Here is a 15,957-nt window from a genome sequence, read left to right as displayed (position 1 = left end):
TGATACGTCTAATTAGAACGCAAAGGCTTACAGATTAATTATTTTTACTATAAAATAAAATGTGCTAAATTTGCGTTTACCATAAATATCAAATAATAAAGTTGAATCGCATGCATAGATTAACCTCTGTCTCATTCCTCTTAGGCGCCAGTGTCATGCTGTCAATGACTGCCTGTAATAAGAATGGCGGCGGGGCCTTCAGTAAAAAGAAGGATAAATCCACCGCTACCGGCTGGAACTATAATGACCCAAAAATGGGTGGTTTCAGTGTGGCAAAAAATAAAGATCAGCAAACTGGCCCTGGTCTTGTATTCGTACAAGGTGGTACCTTTGCCATGGGTGCGACCGAACAGGACGTAATGGCTGACTGGAATAACATTCCACGTCGTATCACTGTATCATCTTTTTATATTGATGAATCAGAGGTAGCCAACATACACTATCGTGAGTATCTGCATTGGTTACGTCGCATGTACAACGAGTCTTTCCCTGCTGTTTATCGTCAGGCACTGCCAGATACCCTGGTATGGCGTAGCGAGCTGGCTTACAACGAGCCGCTGGTAGAGTATTACTTCCGTCACCCGGCCTACAACGATTATCCGGTAGTAGGTGTGAACTGGAAACAAGCTGTTGACTACTGTAAATGGCGTTCTAACCGTGTGAATGAAAAGCTGCTGATCGAAAAAGGACTGCTGTCTAAAACAGATATGAACAATCAGGCCGATGACAATACATTCGATACCAAGTCTTACACGGCTGGTCTGTACGAAGGTATTCCCGGCAAGATGACTAAACAAACCAAAGAACAGTTCAGAAACTCGGATGGTTCTCCGCGTACTGCTCAGTTCGAGGATGGTGTAATGTTACCTAACTACCGTCTCCCAACAGAAGCTGAGTGGGAATATGCGGCACTGGGTTACATTGGCCAGAACCCTGGTCCTTCCAAGAAAGAAGGTAAACGTGGTGAGGAGTTGATCATGAACAAACAGGTGTATTCCTGGGGTACCAACAACAGTGGTTTGAGAGATATCCGCCGTGGTGCATGGCAAGGTCAGTTCCTGGCGAACTTCAAGCGTGGTTCTGGTGATAACATGGGTATGGCCGGTGGTCTGAATGACCGTGCGTCTATTCCTGGTCCGATCACTGCTTACTTCCCGAATACTTTCGGTATCTATAATATGTCTGGTAACGTGAGCGAGTGGGTATTGGACGTTTATCGTCCGCTGAACCCAATCGACGGTGATGACTTCAACTACTTCCGTGGTAACAAGTTCCAGACTACTTATATGAATGGTGAGAATGAGCCTGAAAAGGATAGCCTGGGTCACCTGAAAATGCGTGATGTAACGGATGAGGAAAGTGCTAACCGTCTGAACTACCAGAAAGGTGATGTGATCAACTATCTGGATGGTGATACCCTGTCACAGGTTGAGTATGGTTATGGTGTAACTTCCCTGATCAATGATAAATCTCACGTGGTAAAAGGTGGTAGCTGGAATGACAGAGCTTATTGGTTGTCTCCTGGTACACGTCGTTACATGCAGGAAGATATGGCGACTAATACAGTAGGTTTCCGTTGTGCAATGGACCGTGTAGGTAGCCCTGAGGGTAATAAGTTTAAGACAGGTAACCTGTTTAAGAAACAACGTCAGAAGAGATAGTTTCAACTTATAAATAAATAAAAGAGGCGCGGTCGAATGACCGCGCCTCTTTTATTTACGCGCAAAAACAAACCCTGATCGCTTAGCGATCAGGGTTTGTTTTTGGCATGCGGCTCCTGCGGAGGCCCTGAATGCAAATTACTTATTTCCAGATTTCGAGAATTTCTTCTGTGTGATTCTTTGTATCTGGTTTGGAAATGATCTTATCAATCACACCGTTTTCATTAATAAGGAAAGTCGTCCTATGCGTTCCATCATATACCTTCCCCATAAACTTCTTTTCCCCCCATACACCATACTGCTCCACGATCTTCTTATCCTCATCAGCTAATAAAGGAAACGGCAGTTCATACTTCTCTGCAAATTTCTGATGGCTCTTTTCACCATCTGTACTTACACCGACCACTGCATATCCTTTCTGCAATAAAGCTGTGTAATTATCACGAAGGTTGCAGGCCTGTGCCGTACATCCAGGCGTCATATCTTTTGGATAGAAATACAGTATTACTTTCTTTCCTTTCAGGTCAGACAGGGAAACCATATTCCCTGACTGGTCTACCCCTTTAAATATGGGGGCTTTATCTCCTTCTTTCAAATGTGTCATCTTGTAAATTTAAATGTATACACCGATGCATTACCGGCCAAATCTGTAACAGTTAATGTCAGCATATGGTTGCCTGCAGGGCAGTGATTATCGAAGTTATATGTCAGCACATTGCTACGACGGGAGAACATCAGCCACTTGCCATCCAGTTCAGCACGGTAACTCTTAATACCATTTGCATCGCTCATAGCAAAAGATAGTTTAGTTGCTGCGGACAGTTTTGCTCCACTCTTTAACCCACCGATGATCGTAATCTTAGGTGCAATTGTATCTACTGCCAGACGGAAGGTACCGAACTCCCTGAACTTACCTACATACCAGCCATTATCTATGGTCGTACCGGTGATGGTTTCACCCAAACCTTCTCTTACCATTACCACTTTGTTCGCCAGGTTGGCGGGCAGTGGTTTTTCTGGTTTCAGACGGAGGTTGAAAGGTGTGTGTACAGGCACCAGTGGCGTGTGCAGGCGGTAAGAAGAGAAGCCACTCTTACCATCCAGTTCTGCATAGTTGAAGCAGATCTTGTCGTACAGCGCTGTTTCATCCAGATAGAATTCCACCTGGTTGTTTTCAAAGATATTCCTTGACTCTGCATACATGGTATTTGCACAGGAAGATTCCTTATCTGACTCACCATTCTGCTGGAGCGTTACTTTTACTACACTGGTATTGCCATAGGCATCCTTTACCTGCAGCTTTACAGGGTGTGGCTTGCCATCGGACAGGTCCAGTACACCATCTCCCTGCATATCCTTGTAAATGCTCAGTTTATTGCCTGGCAGGGTGAATAACAGCTGTACCCATGGGCCACCGCTTTTCTTCGTTTTGTAGTCTATATGTGCATTGATGTACAGTGACTCGTCAAAACCGATATTATCGATGGTGAAGCTGGTATTGGGTACATCTTCGTCGAATAATACCACCTGGTAAATACCATAGGTATTTGGCGCTGTAGGACTCATTTTATCTACCGCAGTCAAACCCAATCCTATGCTGGCGGCTTTTACTTTTACCACCGGGGCGGTAGTCACATATTCACCGCCTACTTTCTTTACAGGCAGTATAATGGGGGATTGATCATAGATACTCCGTTCCATATCGTAAATCGCAATGCGGGATACGACAGGCGCGGTGGCATCTGCTATGTCGAAACCGAATAATAACGGATTCAGTCCGTGTTCTGTCTGGGTGCTTCTGATCTCGAAATGCACATGTGGACCTGCTGAACCACCGGTATTACCACTCCATGCAATCAAATCCCCTTTCTTTACAGGAAACCTGCCAGCGGGGATCTTCAGATCCTGTACCCAGCTTTCTGCGGAATATTGCTGCTGCTTTACGTATTCTTCCAGAGCGGGGAAGAAACGGTTCAGGTGACCATATACGGTAGTATACCCATTGGGGTGGGTGATATAGACTACATTGCCATACCCGGTGTGGGATACGCCTATGCGGCTTACATAACCATCTGCAGCGGCATGTACCAGCAGGTTTTCCCTTTGCTGGGTTTTGATGTCAAGCCCCGCGTGGAAGTGGTTAGGGCGGAGCTCGCCAAAATTACCTGCCAGTTGGATAGGTATATCCAGTGGATTGCGGAAGTACCCACGAGGATAGTTCTTCTCTGGTAATTGCGCATGTAACAGCTGCGGCAGGAGGAAACAAAGTCCAAGGATTCGTTTGATCATGTTACAAAAATACGGAGTCTGCGAAAAGAATGGCCTTTAGCTGGCCTATCCAAATGAAAAAAGTAAAAGTTTATATTTGTAATACATGACTTCAGTACTAACAGGCGATAAAATTAGACAGCTATTGATCCACATAGCCGGCTGCGTTACCTTCCTGGCGCTGCCGATTGTTTTTTCTCCTGATGCCAACAATCTATACGACCTGCTGCGGTTTCCGCCAGCTATGAAGGACTTTATCGTATATGTCCTGCTACTGCTATTCTTTTACTTCAATTTCTTCTGGCTCATACCTACTTTTTACTTCCGCAGGAAGTATGTTAGCTTTTTTGCACTGGCTATTATTTGCTTTGGGTTGATTGTATTACTACCCAATGCACTGATAGTGGGTGATAATGTGTTTCATCAACGGCCACAGGGAATGCCTCCTCTCCCGCCTGAATTCAGCCATTTTAGCAACCGTCCTGAGCCGCATAAACATTCCTTATTGATAGACATGGGGCACCAGATCTTCCTTTTTCTGGCCGTCTTATTTTTCTCTCTGATCCTGAAAATCCGTAACCGATGGAAACAGGCAGAACAGGAGAAACTCAATGCGGAACTGTCTTACCTGAAAGCACAGATCAATCCTCATTTCCTTTTCAATGTGCTCAATAGCATCTACTCACTGGCTGTGGTAAAATCTGATGAAACACCGACTGCCGTGGTCAAACTATCCGGCATGATGCGGTATGTGCTTAACGATGCCGGTCATCACATGGTACCTCTTTCAAGAGAGATTGATTATATATGCGACTACATCGAGTTACAGCGTATCCGTTTCGGCACTTCCCTCCCACTTGCATTTACCGTGAATGGTGCACCTTCCGGCCAGCTGATTGCGCCGCTGATACTGATTTCATTTTTGGAAAATGCCTTCAAATATGGCATCAATGCCTCTGAAAATGCGGATATCAAAATCGACATTGCCATCGGGAAGCAACTATTAAAATTTCATGTATTCAACAAAAAAGTTGCTTTCAATGACATCCCTGCTGCCAGCAGCGGACTGGGGATAGAGAATACCAGGAAACGCCTGGAACTCCTGTATCCCGGCAGGCATACACTGGATATTACAGATGCTGCCGATCACTTTTCCGTTTCACTTTCATTGCAACTCTTATGATCATACAAGCTATTGCCATAGATGATGAATTGCCGGCACTGACCCTGATCTCAAACTTCTGTGAGCGCATCGATTTCGTGCGGCTGCAACACACGTTCAACAAACCGGAAGAAGCCCTGCAATACATCTCTCAATCTCCTGTAGATCTGCTATTTCTTGATATCAACATGCCTTCCATTCCAGGCACTGATCTATATAAATCTATTACCCAGCAACCGATGGTGATCTTCACCACTGCACATAGTGAATATGCTGTAGAGGGATTTAACCTGAATGCAGTGGATTACCTGTTGAAACCCTTTACCTTCGAGCGTTTTCAACAGGCCGTACAAAAAGCACAGGCCCAGCTAAAATACCAGCAAAGTTTACAGAAAAATGATCAGCAACAACTGGTATTACGTGTGGATTATGGGTTAACAAGAATTGACCTGAAGGATATATTGTTTATTGAAGGTTTGGATGACTATCTGAAAATCCATCTCCTCAATCAGCCAGCACTCGTGATCCGCATGACGATGAAAGTAATGCTGGAAAAACTACCTGCACATGCCTTTGTAAGGGTACACCGATCGTACATTGTATCCTTATCAAAAATTGACCAGGTCAGGAATAAAACGATATTGATCGGCACCCAGGAAATCCCCATTGGCAGCAGTTACGAAGCGAACTTTCACACATGGTTTAAATAGAAAAAGGCGCATCTTCCGACACGCCTTTTCAATTTTTTCTATATACAGATTACTTAGTTTCTCCTAATGTATGTGGCTTAGGATATTTAAATAAAATACTTGTCAGAATTGGTACTAAGAAGATGCTTACTGTGATGATAGAAGTGGCCCAGTCAGCTTCATGGCTACCCAGGAAAGTTGCAAATGCATTGCCTTCGAAGAAGTGCTCATACACCGCCAGCAGCAGTTTGATACCCAGTACGCCGATCACGAGGAAAGCGGCAGTTTCCAGGAAAGGATATTTCTCCATCAGTCTTACAAAACCCTGTGCTACAAACCGCATAGCCAGGATACCGATAAATACACCAGTCCATACCAGAACGATATTTTTGCTGAATGCCACAGCGGCAAATACGTTGTCCAGAGAAAAAGCCAGGTCCATTACTTCTACTACAGCTACAGTTGCCCAGAATGGGCCCATCCAGCCGATAGTATGTTTGTAAAACCAGTTTTGTGTTTTATCTACAGATTCAGGTTCTTCATTTGATTCGGCCTGTCTTTTCTTAGCAGCCTTTTCTTTAAAGTAATTAATAGTCAGGTACAACAGGTACAAACCACCAATTGGTTTCAGCCACCAGAACTGAATGAGGAAAGCGGCAAATGCCAGGCAGATACCACGGAATACGTAAGCCCCGATGATACCATATTTTAATGCTCTGTTACGATCGTCTTTAGGGAGGTCCATTACCATTGTCGCCAGTACTGCGGCGTTATCCACAGATAGCAGGCTTTCGATAATGATCAGGTTCCCGATAACTAATAAGGAAGGGATGGGATTATTAATGATCTCCTGGATAAATTCAGTCATGTTGCAAGTCGGTTTAAAATTTCTCTTTAGGTTTGTAAAACTAACAGGTTTCTGCCATCCGTACAAGTGTTCCAAAAAAATCGCTGATACCAGCGCGGCATCAGCGATTATTCTGAATATTATATGATCCGGTTATTATCCGGCATAACGGTCTACGTATTCCTGCAGGCCGCCGCGCTGACCAGCGCCGACAGCTTCGAAACGCCATTTATTTTCACGTTTATAAATACGGCCGAACTCTACTGCTGTTTCTATAGAGAAATCTTCTCCCAGCTCATAGCGCAGGATCTCCTGGTTGGTGTTTGCATCAAATATCCTGATAAAGCTGTTGCGTACCTGTCCGAAGTTTTGCTTGCGGCCGGCAGCATCGTGGATAGTTACCACAACACACAGTTCCCTGATAGCAGGGTTGATGATGGACAGATCTACCGTTAGGGTTTCATCATCTCCATCGCCAGCACCAGTCCGATTGTCTCCGGAGTGCTTTACCGACTTATCCGGCGATTCCAGGTTATTGTAAAATACAAAATATTCATCAGCAGGTATCTTCCTGTTATCTCCCAGCATGAATACAGAAGCATCCAGGTCAAACTCAGCCCCGGAGTGCGATTCATTTACATCCCAGCCCAGTCCGATGGTGAATTTCGGTAATGCCAGGTCTGCTCTTTCACCTTTTTGCAGATTGATTGCCATAGTGCATTTTATTTTGCATGATCAAAGGCCGCCAGTTGTAATAGCTGATCCAGCGGTTGCTTATCAATTGTTGTCAATGAGGCCGTCATTCCAGCGGTTGTAGCCCCTTCTACATCTGCCAGTGGATTATCGCCCAGGTGCCATATCTGGGCAGGCGATAACCCTGCACCATGCAGGTAGCGGGTTTTTTCCAGGAGTTGTGCAAAGAAATGTGGCGCTGGTTTGGAATGCCCAATTTCATCTGAATACAACTGGAAGGAGAAATATTGCTCCCATCCAAACTGCTGCATTACCCTGCGCAATGCCGGGCCCTGTATAAAACCGGTATTGCTCAGTAAGCTGATGGTTCGGCCAGTGGCCCTGATACCGTCGAACAGTGTATGCAGATTATTGTATAACGGTACGGGCGGATAATGAAAGAACAATTCTTCCAGCGCTGTATAGCAACCTAATAATTGTTTTTCTGTGATTCCTTTTACTTCTCTGCCCAGTTTATGCAGGCATAACAGGTATATTTCAAAGGTGTGCACATTCCTGCCCGTCACTTCATTCATATTATTCACCAGCACATCTACTTCCCGCATCGCTGTTTCCACGGTAGCCGGGGAATGCTCGTCCAGCCGGAAGTATTTACGGAATCCGGCAGCCCGCAATTCCTTGTAGGCAGGATTAGAACGGATGAGGGTCATCCATACATCCAGCGAGATGTGCCTGATATTTTCTATCGCGATCAATACACATAATTTTTCAGGATTTCCACAAAGCTATCATTCGGCTTTGGTTCACCCAGTGCCCTGAACTTCCAGGTACCGTCTTTACGATATACTTCGGCGAAGATCATTCCCTGCATATTATTATACGCTGCATCGCCGGAAAGGCTGAAGCGGGCAATCTCTTTACCGTTTTTGTCTACCGCCCGGATGAATGCGTTATCTACCATACCGAAGTGTTGATTGCGCTGACGGCCCTGGTAGATGGTAACGAGGAAAAGGATCCTGTCATACTTCTGATCCAGGCTGTCAAGTTTTACGATGATCTGTTCATCGTCTCCATCTCCGGCGCCGGTACGGTTATCGCCAGTGAGCCAGATATGTCCTGAAGGGTGCTGCTGGCTGTTGAAGAAGATCACATCGCCCTGGTGGAGGCTGATGTTGCGACCATCATTTGTTCTCATTGTCCTGCCAAGATCTGCTACTTTTCCGTTCTTATCGAGCAGAAATGCGATTGCATCCAGATCATATTCAGCTTCTTTATTACCACCTAATAATTTCCCCAGAAAGCCGCCACTGCCGGATTTGCGGATATCCCATCCCAATCCTATTGTGACAGCAGACAGATCGAAGCTTTCACCTTTGTCATTCTTGCGCAGGTCAATGGTTTGTCCCTTTACTAAATTTATTGCCATTTTAAATCCCGGGTTGTTAGATTATACAATGTGCCCGTGAATATAAAGCATTCGCAGGTATTTTATGTTTATGTTAGGTTAAAATGGGGTGATACAAATTATTAAATTCCGTACTTTAGCCCCGCCAAACCGGAAAAACCTAATGTCAATCACAGTCAAACAACTCAGCAAAGTCTACGGAGAGCAACAAGCAGTCAGCGATATTTCCTTTACGCTGGGTAAGGGAGAGGTAGTTGGTTTTCTGGGACCCAATGGTGCGGGCAAAAGTACGACCATGAAGATGCTCACGGGTTATGTACCCATCACCAGTGGTGAAGCTACTGTATGTGGGTTCAATGTGGCGACGCATCCGCTGGAAGTTCGTAAACGGGTAGGTTACCTGCCTGAATCCAATCCTGTATACCTGGATATGTATATCCGGGAGTTCCTGGGCTTTATGGCGCAGGTACACAATCTGGGCAGCAATAGCAAGCGCAGGATTGAAGAAATCATTGAACTGACGGGATTGACACCGGAAGTAAGTAAAAAAATACAGTCACTTTCCAAAGGATACAAGCAGCGTGTGGGTCTGGCCCAGGCACTGATCCATGATCCGGAGGTGCTGATCCTGGACGAACCCACTAACGGTTTTGACCCCAACCAGCTGGATGTGATCCGGGATGTGGTAAGGAACCTGGGAAAAGAAAAGACCATCGTACTCAGTACCCACATCATGCAGGAAGTAGAGGCGATGTGTAACAGGGTCATCATTATCAATAAGGGAAAAATAGTGGCTGACGATTCATTGGCCAATTTGCAACAAGGAGGTGACGATAATGGTTATATACAAGTGAGCTTTGGTGGCCAGGGGCCGGATGAGCCAGAGTTATTGTCAATAGGCGGTGTGACTCACGTCAGGCAGACAGATGCCCAAAGCTGGCAGTTGTATACCAATGATCTGGAAATTGTGCGAAAAAACCTACTACAATTTGCTTTGATAAATAACAGGAACATACTTTCTTTGCAGAGCAATTCTCAAAGTCTGGAAACTATCTTCAGGGAATTGACGAATAAAATTTAAAACAATTTATAACAATGAGTACCATTTCAGCAATCCATGCCAGGCAAATTCTTGATAGCCGTGGTAATCCGACAGTAGAGGTAGATGTAACAACAGAAGACGGTAACTTTGGCCGTGCCGCTGTACCTTCAGGTGCTTCCACTGGTAAGCACGAAGCGGTAGAGCTGCGTGACAATGATAAATCGGTTTATATGGGTAAGGGCGTTCTGCAGGCTGTAGCCAACATCAACGACATTATCGCTGAAGAACTGATAGGATGGGAAGTATCTGACCAGGCCGGTATCGATAAATATCTGATCGAACTGGATGGTACTGAAAATAAAGGTAAACTGGGTGCAAACGCTACCCTGGCTGTATCTATGGCTGTTGCGAAAGCTGCTGCTGAACAGGCTGAACTGCCTTTGTACCGTTACCTGGGTGGTGTAAATGCTGTTACCCTGCCAGTTCCTCTGATGAACATCATCAACGGTGGTGTACATGCTGACAATAAGATTGATTTTCAGGAGTTTATGATCGTTCCTTTCGGCGCACCTTCTTTCTCTGAAGCACTGCGTTGGGGTACTGAAATCTTCCACCACCTGAAGTCTGTACTGAAAAAGAAAGGTTACAGTACTAACGTAGGTGATGAAGGTGGTTTCGCTCCGGATATCCAGAGCAACGAAGAAGCTATCGAAACTGTACTGCTGGCTATCGAAGCTGCTGGTTACAAACCAGGTGAGCAGATCGGTATCGCACTGGATGCTGCAAGCAGCGAAATGTTTAACGACGCTGATAAAACTTACAAATTCTACAAGAGCTCAGGCAAAGTGATCACCAGCGATGAAATGGTTGCTTACTGGGCTGAGTGGTGCAAAAAATATCCAATCGTTTCTATCGAAGACGGTATGGCTGAAGATGATTGGGAAGGTTGGAAAAAACTGACTGAAGCTGTAGGTGCTAATGTACAGCTGGTTGGTGACGATCTGTTCGTAACTAACGTAAAACGTCTGAAAACAGGTATCGACGAGTCTATCGCTAACAGCATCCTGATCAAGGTAAACCAGATCGGTACTGTTACTGAAACTATCGATGCAGTAAACATGGCACACAAAGCTGGTTTCACTTCTATCATGAGCCACCGTTCCGGCGAAACTGAAGACGTTACCATCGCTGACCTGGCTGTTGCCCTGAACTGCGGTCAGATCAAAACCGGTTCTGCTTCCCGTACTGATCGTATGGCGAAATACAACCAGTTACTGCGTATCGAAGAAGAATTGGATACTACGGCTTATTTTCCGGGAAAATCCATTAAATTTGGTAAGAAGTAATCATTCACAAATTGGAGTTCGTGCAAGTGAATAATTTATTTTAACTGCCGAGTTTTCATTAGTGGTCAATATTCCGGGTTTTGATTTACGTCAAAACCCGGATTTTTTTTGGGTATGGCATGAATTCTGTACCTTTCCACCCGATATGTTATCTAAATTAAAGTCCATAAAGATCCCTGCATATATGCGAAATAAATATTTCGTATCAGCAGCGGCATTCGTAATATGGCTGGCATTTATTGATAGCAAAAACTTCATCTCCCAGTACGAACTCACCTCCGAAGTGAATAAACTGGAAGAACAGAAAGCTTTCTTCAGCGAAGAAATTGTTAAAACCCGCAAAGAACAGGAAGAATTATTGTCCAGCCCTGACAAACTGGAAAAGTTTGCCCGTGAAAAATACCTCATGAAAAAGGACGATGAGGACCTTTTCATCTTCACTGAGGAAGAATAACAGCCCCTTCTGTTCAAATCCTCGTTTATCAAGCATTTCTCCTCTACCGCCCATCCTTTCCTTATCATATCTTTCGAAATATTTCGTTTATTTTGACAATACATTTTGCATAATCTCCGTTATACTGTTATGAATTAATCATTTGTATTAAAACTTATTTGCATGGGGAATTCTACACATCTATTTTCTACTTTTCTTTCTGTAACTGATAGCGCAAATAAATTGCACAAAATGGATAATCAAGATCCTGAACTTTCCCGCGAAGAACAAAACTGCCTGAACCAAACCCGCAAAGCGCTGGACACTATTATTTATTCACCAAGACCTGAGACTATCAGAGCGATTGCAGAATACGCGAAGAAGACCCAGCCGACTAAGTAAGGAGCCCTTTCAGCACTCACATTTTTGAGAACTTTTTTGCCCTACCTTTACAGGTATGACAAAGAAAGAACGCTTTGCCTTTGTATTAAATTATTTTGAGCAACATGCTCCTAATGCGGAGACGGAACTGCTCTATGATAATCCTTATCAATTACTGGTGGCCGTCATCCTGTCTGCGCAATGCACAGATAAAAGGGTGAATATGACCACACCGGCAATCTTTAAAAAGTACCCGGATGCGGAAAGTTTGAGCCACGCCACATTTGATGAGCTATTTCCGCTGATCCGCAGTATCAGCTATCCCAATAACAAGACGAAACATCTGATCGGGATGGCACAGATGCTCATGGAAGACTTCAATGGGGAGATACCTGATTCAGTATCAGAACTGGTCAAGCTACCAGGGGTGGGACGAAAGACAGCCAATGTCATTACTTCTGTTATACATCATCAGCCTAATATGGCTGTTGATACCCATGTGTTCCGGGTATCGGCACGCATCGGGTTGACGACGAACGCCAAAACACCTTTGCAGACAGAGTTGCAATTGCTGAAATATATTCCTGAAGAGAAAGTTCATATCGCTCATCACTGGCTCATTCTGCATGGCCGGTACATCTGCGTGGCCAGAAGCCCCAGGTGTGGGGAATGTGGCATCAGGCCTGTCTGTAAGTACTACAAGACGCTGGTAAAAGCACAATAATCTATGCAAAGTCCTTTTCTATCAGCAGAATGGCGCAATCTGCTCATGATCAATTTTCAGGCAGATCCGGCTGTATTGCAGCGCTATGTACCTTATCGCACCGAACTGGATACGTGGAATGACATACATTATGTAAGTCTTGTGGGGTTTATGTTTCAAAATACGAAAGTACTTGGCTTGTCAATTCCATTTCACAGGCATTTTGAAGAGGTGAATCTGCGGTTTTACGTGAGGTATAAGGATGGGCAGGCATGGAAGAGAGGCGTGGTTTTTATTAAGGAACTGGTGCCTAAGCATGCGATTACATTTGTAGCTAATACTATTTATAAAGAGAAATATGCCACACATGCCATGCGGCATAGATGGAAACATACTGAGGAGGAGCTGGAAGTGAGTTATGAATGGAAGGTGGGTGCCCACTGGAATCATCTCACAGCAAAAGCAGATGCGGCGCCATTGCCTATTACTCCGGGTAGCGAAGCAGCATTTATTACAGATCATTACTGGGGATATACCCATATGGGCGCTGATAAGACCGGGGAATACCAGGTGACGCATCCACAGTGGAGAACGCATAGTATGATTGATTATAGTTATCAGGTGGATACAGTTGCATTGTATGGAGATGAGTTTGTGCCTATGCTGAGTCAGCAGCCGATATCGGCTTTGCTGGCGGAGGGGTCGGAAATTACGGTGCTACCGAAAAGGATTTTATAATTAAAGATGACCGGGTGTTTATCTAAAAAGCCCGTTTTTCATACCCTATTGGAATTTCGGTTTTATTTTACTTATCTTATACGGGCAAAGTTATCGTCATTGTTAAGTATAAAATCGTTATGAAAGCAAGTACCAGTATCCGGCTATCCGTTATGATGTTCCTTGAGTTTTTTATCTGGGGGGCATGGTTTGTTACATTAGGAACATATTTGAGTGCGAACCTTCATGCAGATGGTATCGCCACTGCCAATGTATTCTCCACACAGTCATACGGCGCTATTATCGCTCCTTTTATCATCGGTATGATTGCCGATAAGTTCTTTAATGCTGAGCGCATCCTTGGCGTACTGCACCTTGCAGGCGCTGTGCTGATGTTCCAGATGTTTCGTGCCGAAGATGTAAGCGTATTCTATCCGTATGTGTTTGCTTACATGGTACTCTTTATGCCCACACTCGCACTGGTGAATTCCGTTTCTTTCCGCCAGATGAAAAATCCTGAAAAAGAATTCTCCGTGATCCGCATGTTCGGTACCATCGGCTGGATTATAGCAGGTGTGCTGGTTTCTGCTTTTGCATGGGATAGTGAAGCTGGTGTAGCTGCAGGATTCATGAAAAACACCTTTGCTATGGCTGGTATCGCGTCTGTGATCCTGGGTTTCTACAGCTTTAGTCTGCCAAAGACGCCACCGATAAAAGACAAAAACCAGAAAGAAAGTATTGGTGAAATTTTAGGTCTCGACGCCATCCGCTTATTGAAGAATGGCAACTTCCTCATTTTCTTTATTTCTTCTATCCTCATTTGTATTCCGCTGGCGTTTTATTACCAGAATGCACACCGTTTCTTCGAAGAAATGAAAATGCCACATGTAACGGTGATGATGACCATTGGTCAGTTGTCAGAAACATTCCTGATCCTGCTGATCCCGGTCTTCTTCAAGAAATATGGTTTCAAAAAGACGATCATGGCTGGTATGCTGGCATGGGCCATCCGTTATGTATTGTTCGCATATGGTGATGCAAATGATCTGTTGTTTATGCTGATCATCGGTATTGCACTGCATGGTATCTGTTATGACTTCTTCTTCGTGTCTGGTCAGATCTATACTGATGCACAGGCAGGTGAAAAATATAAGAGTGCCGCACAGGGTCTGATCACGCTTGCTACCTATGGTGTAGGTATGCTGATCGGTTTCTGGGTAGCTGGTCTCATTTCTGATCATTACAAGGATCTGCCTTTAGCTGAATTCTGGCGTAAGGTGTGGATCATTCCTGCTGGTATTGCACTGGTGGTATGCTTCCTCTTCCTCGTATTATTCAAGGAAAAACAAACCAAAACCGCTCTGTAAGTATGCAACGTATTTCTATGTTAGGCTCAGGCTTCATAGGCCGATTTTATGCTGACTCGTTACAGGGGCAGCGTAGCCGTGATAAGATTGTGAGTATTTATTCCCGCAGGGAAGAGAGTGCACAAAAGTTTGCAACAGACTACCAGGTAGCACACTGGACGACCGATATGGAGGCATCTATTGCCCATCCTGACGTGGATGTAGTATGTATTGCATTGCCAAACAATCTCCATGAGGCAGCGGTGTTGCTGTGTTGTAAACATAAAAAAGGCGTGATCTGTACCAAGCCCCTGGGCCGTAATGCAGCAGAAGCCAAACGTATGCTGGAAGCAGTAGAAAAGGCAGGCATCTTCAATGGTTATCTCGAAGATCTTGTATATACACCCAAGTTCCTGAAAGCACTGGATAGTGTGAAGAACGGAGCACTGGGCAGAATACTCTGGGCCAAATCCAGAGAAACACATCCCGGCCCGCACAGCGAATGGTTCTGGGATAAGGAACAAGCCGGCGGTGGTTGTATGCTGGACCTGGGTTGTCACTGCGTGGAAATAGCCCGGTCATTTATCGGCAAAGACATCAAACCTGTAGAGGTGATGTGCTGGGCCGATACACAGGTAAAACCTATCGATGCCGAAGACCATGCCATCGGGTTAGTGAAGTATGAAAATGGCGCTATCGGGCAATTTGAGGTCAGCTGGACTTTCAGAGGTGGTTTGGACCTGCGTGATGAAGTGATGGGTACAGAAGGTACTATCTGGATCAACAATTTCCTGCGTACAGGTTTTGATATGTTCACCACCGGTAAGGGGGCAGACTATGTAGCTGAAAAAGCGGAAAGCAACAGCGGATGGTTATTCCCTGTAGGCGATGAACTGAATGACCTGGGCTACAATCACATGTTCACCGATATGTTCGCAGCCATGGAGCAGCAACGTGCACCACAGGAAACGTTTTACGATGGGTATGTGGTGAATGCTATTCTGGATGCCGCTTATCGCAGTGCCGCTTCTAAATTGTGGGAGCCGGTAAAACTGGAGATATGGAGAGGTCGTGAAAATGTAGGTAAAGACGTTACTCAGCAGGAATACGATTCACAGTATTATCTTGTCAAGGAAGAAATGACGCATTATGGTACGAAGAAAGTGATCCTGAAGGATAAGGTGAGTGGGCAGATCATAGAAAAGGTGATAGACTAAAAATTTATCTGGATATAGACGCAAACCCTGACTGGGTTATAGGCTGT

At 44.8% G+C, this 15,957-nt stretch carries 17 protein-coding genes; 11 read left to right on the top strand and 6 right to left on the bottom strand.

Annotation, left to right across the window (positions count from 1 at the left end; translation table 11 throughout):
- Positions 1–110: 110 nt before the first annotated feature.
- Positions 111–1,661, top strand: a complete 1,551-nt coding sequence (locus QQL36_RS10230; protein ID WP_083723545.1) for an SUMF1/EgtB/PvdO family nonheme iron enzyme — start codon at positions 111–113, stop codon at positions 1,659–1,661.
- Positions 1,662–1,803: 142 nt separating this feature from the next.
- Here the strand turns inward: QQL36_RS10230 and bcp are convergent, their stop codons facing one another.
- On the bottom strand, positions 1,804–2,265 hold the full coding sequence (gene bcp, locus QQL36_RS10225; protein WP_083723369.1) for a thioredoxin-dependent thiol peroxidase: 462 nt from the start codon (positions 2,263–2,265) through the stop codon (positions 1,804–1,806).
- Positions 2,262–3,950, bottom strand: coding sequence for a M23 family metallopeptidase (locus QQL36_RS10220; RefSeq protein WP_083723370.1), 1,689 nt, complete (start codon positions 3,948–3,950; stop codon positions 2,262–2,264). The genes bcp and QQL36_RS10220 overlap by 4 nt, the downstream gene beginning before the upstream one ends.
- Before the next feature lie 85 nt (positions 3,951–4,035).
- Between QQL36_RS10220 and QQL36_RS10215 the strand changes: the two genes are divergently transcribed.
- Together QQL36_RS10215 and QQL36_RS10210 are read left to right on the top strand one after the other, a co-directional pair.
- On the top strand, positions 4,036–5,112 hold the full coding sequence (locus QQL36_RS10215; RefSeq protein ID WP_321569658.1) for a histidine kinase: 1,077 nt from the start codon (positions 4,036–4,038) through the stop codon (positions 5,110–5,112).
- Positions 5,109–5,801: a LytR/AlgR family response regulator transcription factor gene (locus QQL36_RS10210; protein WP_083723372.1), complete on the top strand. Its 693-nt coding sequence runs from the start codon at positions 5,109–5,111 to the stop codon at positions 5,799–5,801. Before QQL36_RS10215 ends, QQL36_RS10210 begins: the two co-directional genes overlap by 4 nt.
- Before the next feature lie 49 nt (positions 5,802–5,850).
- Here QQL36_RS10210 and QQL36_RS10205 read toward each other — a convergent pair whose 3' ends face one another.
- The 4 genes from QQL36_RS10205 to QQL36_RS10190 form a co-directional block, all read right to left on the bottom strand.
- Entirely contained in the window at positions 5,851–6,648 is a 798-nt protein-coding gene (locus tag QQL36_RS10205; protein WP_321569657.1) for a TerC family protein, read from the bottom strand.
- A 135-nt stretch (positions 6,649–6,783) separates the two neighbouring features.
- Complete coding sequence (locus tag QQL36_RS10200) at positions 6,784–7,341, bottom strand: TerD family protein (RefSeq protein ID WP_083723374.1); 558 nt, start codon at positions 7,339–7,341, stop codon at positions 6,784–6,786.
- 8 nt (positions 7,342–7,349) lie between these two features.
- Positions 7,350–8,075 (bottom strand): HAD family hydrolase, encoded by a 726-nt coding sequence (locus tag QQL36_RS10195; protein ID WP_321569656.1) that lies wholly within the window; start codon positions 8,073–8,075, stop codon positions 7,350–7,352.
- Positions 8,072–8,746: a TerD family protein gene (locus QQL36_RS10190; protein WP_321569655.1), complete on the bottom strand. Its 675-nt coding sequence runs from the start codon at positions 8,744–8,746 to the stop codon at positions 8,072–8,074. Before QQL36_RS10190 ends, QQL36_RS10195 begins: the two co-directional genes overlap by 4 nt.
- A 142-nt stretch (positions 8,747–8,888) precedes the next feature.
- Here QQL36_RS10190 and QQL36_RS10185 point away from each other — a divergent pair, with 142 nt between their 5' ends.
- From QQL36_RS10185 to QQL36_RS10150, 8 genes are all read left to right on the top strand, one after another.
- A complete protein-coding gene (locus tag QQL36_RS10185; RefSeq protein WP_083723377.1) occupies positions 8,889–9,806 on the top strand; it encodes an ATP-binding cassette domain-containing protein in 918 nt (305 codons plus the stop codon).
- A 14-nt stretch (positions 9,807–9,820) separates the two neighbouring features.
- The gene (eno, locus tag QQL36_RS10180) at positions 9,821–11,113 is read left to right on the top strand and encodes a phosphopyruvate hydratase (protein WP_083723378.1); all 1,293 of its coding nucleotides are present in this window, start codon (positions 9,821–9,823) and stop codon (positions 11,111–11,113) included.
- Between the two features lie 184 nt (positions 11,114–11,297).
- Positions 11,298–11,567, top strand: a complete 270-nt coding sequence (locus QQL36_RS10175) for an FtsB family cell division protein (RefSeq protein WP_235643716.1) — start codon at positions 11,298–11,300, stop codon at positions 11,565–11,567.
- Positions 11,568–11,729: 162 nt separating this feature from the next.
- Complete coding sequence (locus QQL36_RS10170; RefSeq protein ID WP_083723379.1) at positions 11,730–11,948, top strand: hypothetical protein; 219 nt, start codon at positions 11,730–11,732, stop codon at positions 11,946–11,948.
- 55 nt (positions 11,949–12,003) lie between these two features.
- On the top strand, positions 12,004–12,651 hold the full coding sequence (gene nth, locus QQL36_RS10165) for an endonuclease III (protein WP_083723380.1): 648 nt from the start codon (positions 12,004–12,006) through the stop codon (positions 12,649–12,651).
- A gap of 3 nt (positions 12,652–12,654) precedes the next feature.
- On the top strand, positions 12,655–13,368 hold the full coding sequence (locus tag QQL36_RS10160; RefSeq protein WP_083723381.1) for a YqjF family protein: 714 nt from the start codon (positions 12,655–12,657) through the stop codon (positions 13,366–13,368).
- 119 nt (positions 13,369–13,487) lie between these two features.
- A complete protein-coding gene (locus tag QQL36_RS10155; protein ID WP_321569654.1) occupies positions 13,488–14,714 on the top strand; it encodes an MFS transporter in 1,227 nt (408 codons plus the stop codon).
- A gap of 2 nt (positions 14,715–14,716) precedes the next feature.
- The gene (locus QQL36_RS10150) at positions 14,717–15,910 is read left to right on the top strand and encodes a Gfo/Idh/MocA family oxidoreductase (protein ID WP_321569653.1); all 1,194 of its coding nucleotides are present in this window, start codon (positions 14,717–14,719) and stop codon (positions 15,908–15,910) included.
- Positions 15,911–15,957 lie beyond the last annotated feature (47 nt).

Origin of the sequence: Chitinophaga sp. LS1 (genome assembly GCF_034274695.1) — a bacterium.
GTDB lineage: Bacteria > Bacteroidota > Bacteroidia > Chitinophagales > Chitinophagaceae > Chitinophaga.
This window is presented reverse-complemented; position numbering and strand designations above follow the sequence as displayed.

What these genes read in the sequence shown, in the direction of transcription:
- nth (WP_083723380.1), top strand. Translation starts at nt 12,004, where the DNA reads ATGACAAAGAAAGAACGCTTTGCCTTTGTATTAAATTATTTTGAGCAA.
- QQL36_RS10185 (WP_083723377.1), top strand. Translation starts at nt 8,889, where the DNA reads ATGTCAATCACAGTCAAACAACTCAGCAAAGTCTACGGAGAGCAACAA.
- QQL36_RS10200 (WP_083723374.1), bottom strand. Translation starts at nt 7,341, where the DNA reads ATGGCAATCAATCTGCAAAAAGGTGAAAGAGCAGACCTGGCATTACCG.
- QQL36_RS10175 (WP_235643716.1), top strand. Translation starts at nt 11,298, where the DNA reads ATGCGAAATAAATATTTCGTATCAGCAGCGGCATTCGTAATATGGCTG.
- QQL36_RS10155 (WP_321569654.1), top strand. Translation starts at nt 13,488, where the DNA reads ATGAAAGCAAGTACCAGTATCCGGCTATCCGTTATGATGTTCCTTGAG.
- QQL36_RS10170 (WP_083723379.1), top strand. Translation starts at nt 11,730, where the DNA reads ATGGGGAATTCTACACATCTATTTTCTACTTTTCTTTCTGTAACTGAT.
- eno (WP_083723378.1), top strand. Translation starts at nt 9,821, where the DNA reads ATGAGTACCATTTCAGCAATCCATGCCAGGCAAATTCTTGATAGCCGT.
- bcp (WP_083723369.1), bottom strand. Translation starts at nt 2,265, where the DNA reads ATGACACATTTGAAAGAAGGAGATAAAGCCCCCATATTTAAAGGGGTA.
- QQL36_RS10205 (WP_321569657.1), bottom strand. Translation starts at nt 6,648, where the DNA reads ATGACTGAATTTATCCAGGAGATCATTAATAATCCCATCCCTTCCTTA.
- QQL36_RS10220 (WP_083723370.1), bottom strand. Translation starts at nt 3,950, where the DNA reads ATGATCAAACGAATCCTTGGACTTTGTTTCCTCCTGCCGCAGCTGTTA.
- QQL36_RS10215 (WP_321569658.1), top strand. Translation starts at nt 4,036, where the DNA reads ATGACTTCAGTACTAACAGGCGATAAAATTAGACAGCTATTGATCCAC.
- QQL36_RS10160 (WP_083723381.1), top strand. Translation starts at nt 12,655, where the DNA reads ATGCAAAGTCCTTTTCTATCAGCAGAATGGCGCAATCTGCTCATGATC.
- QQL36_RS10190 (WP_321569655.1), bottom strand. Translation starts at nt 8,746, where the DNA reads ATGGCAATAAATTTAGTAAAGGGACAAACCATTGACCTGCGCAAGAAT.
- QQL36_RS10150 (WP_321569653.1), top strand. Translation starts at nt 14,717, where the DNA reads ATGCAACGTATTTCTATGTTAGGCTCAGGCTTCATAGGCCGATTTTAT.
- QQL36_RS10210 (WP_083723372.1), top strand. Translation starts at nt 5,109, where the DNA reads ATGATCATACAAGCTATTGCCATAGATGATGAATTGCCGGCACTGACC.
- QQL36_RS10230 (WP_083723545.1), top strand. Translation starts at nt 111, where the DNA reads ATGCATAGATTAACCTCTGTCTCATTCCTCTTAGGCGCCAGTGTCATG.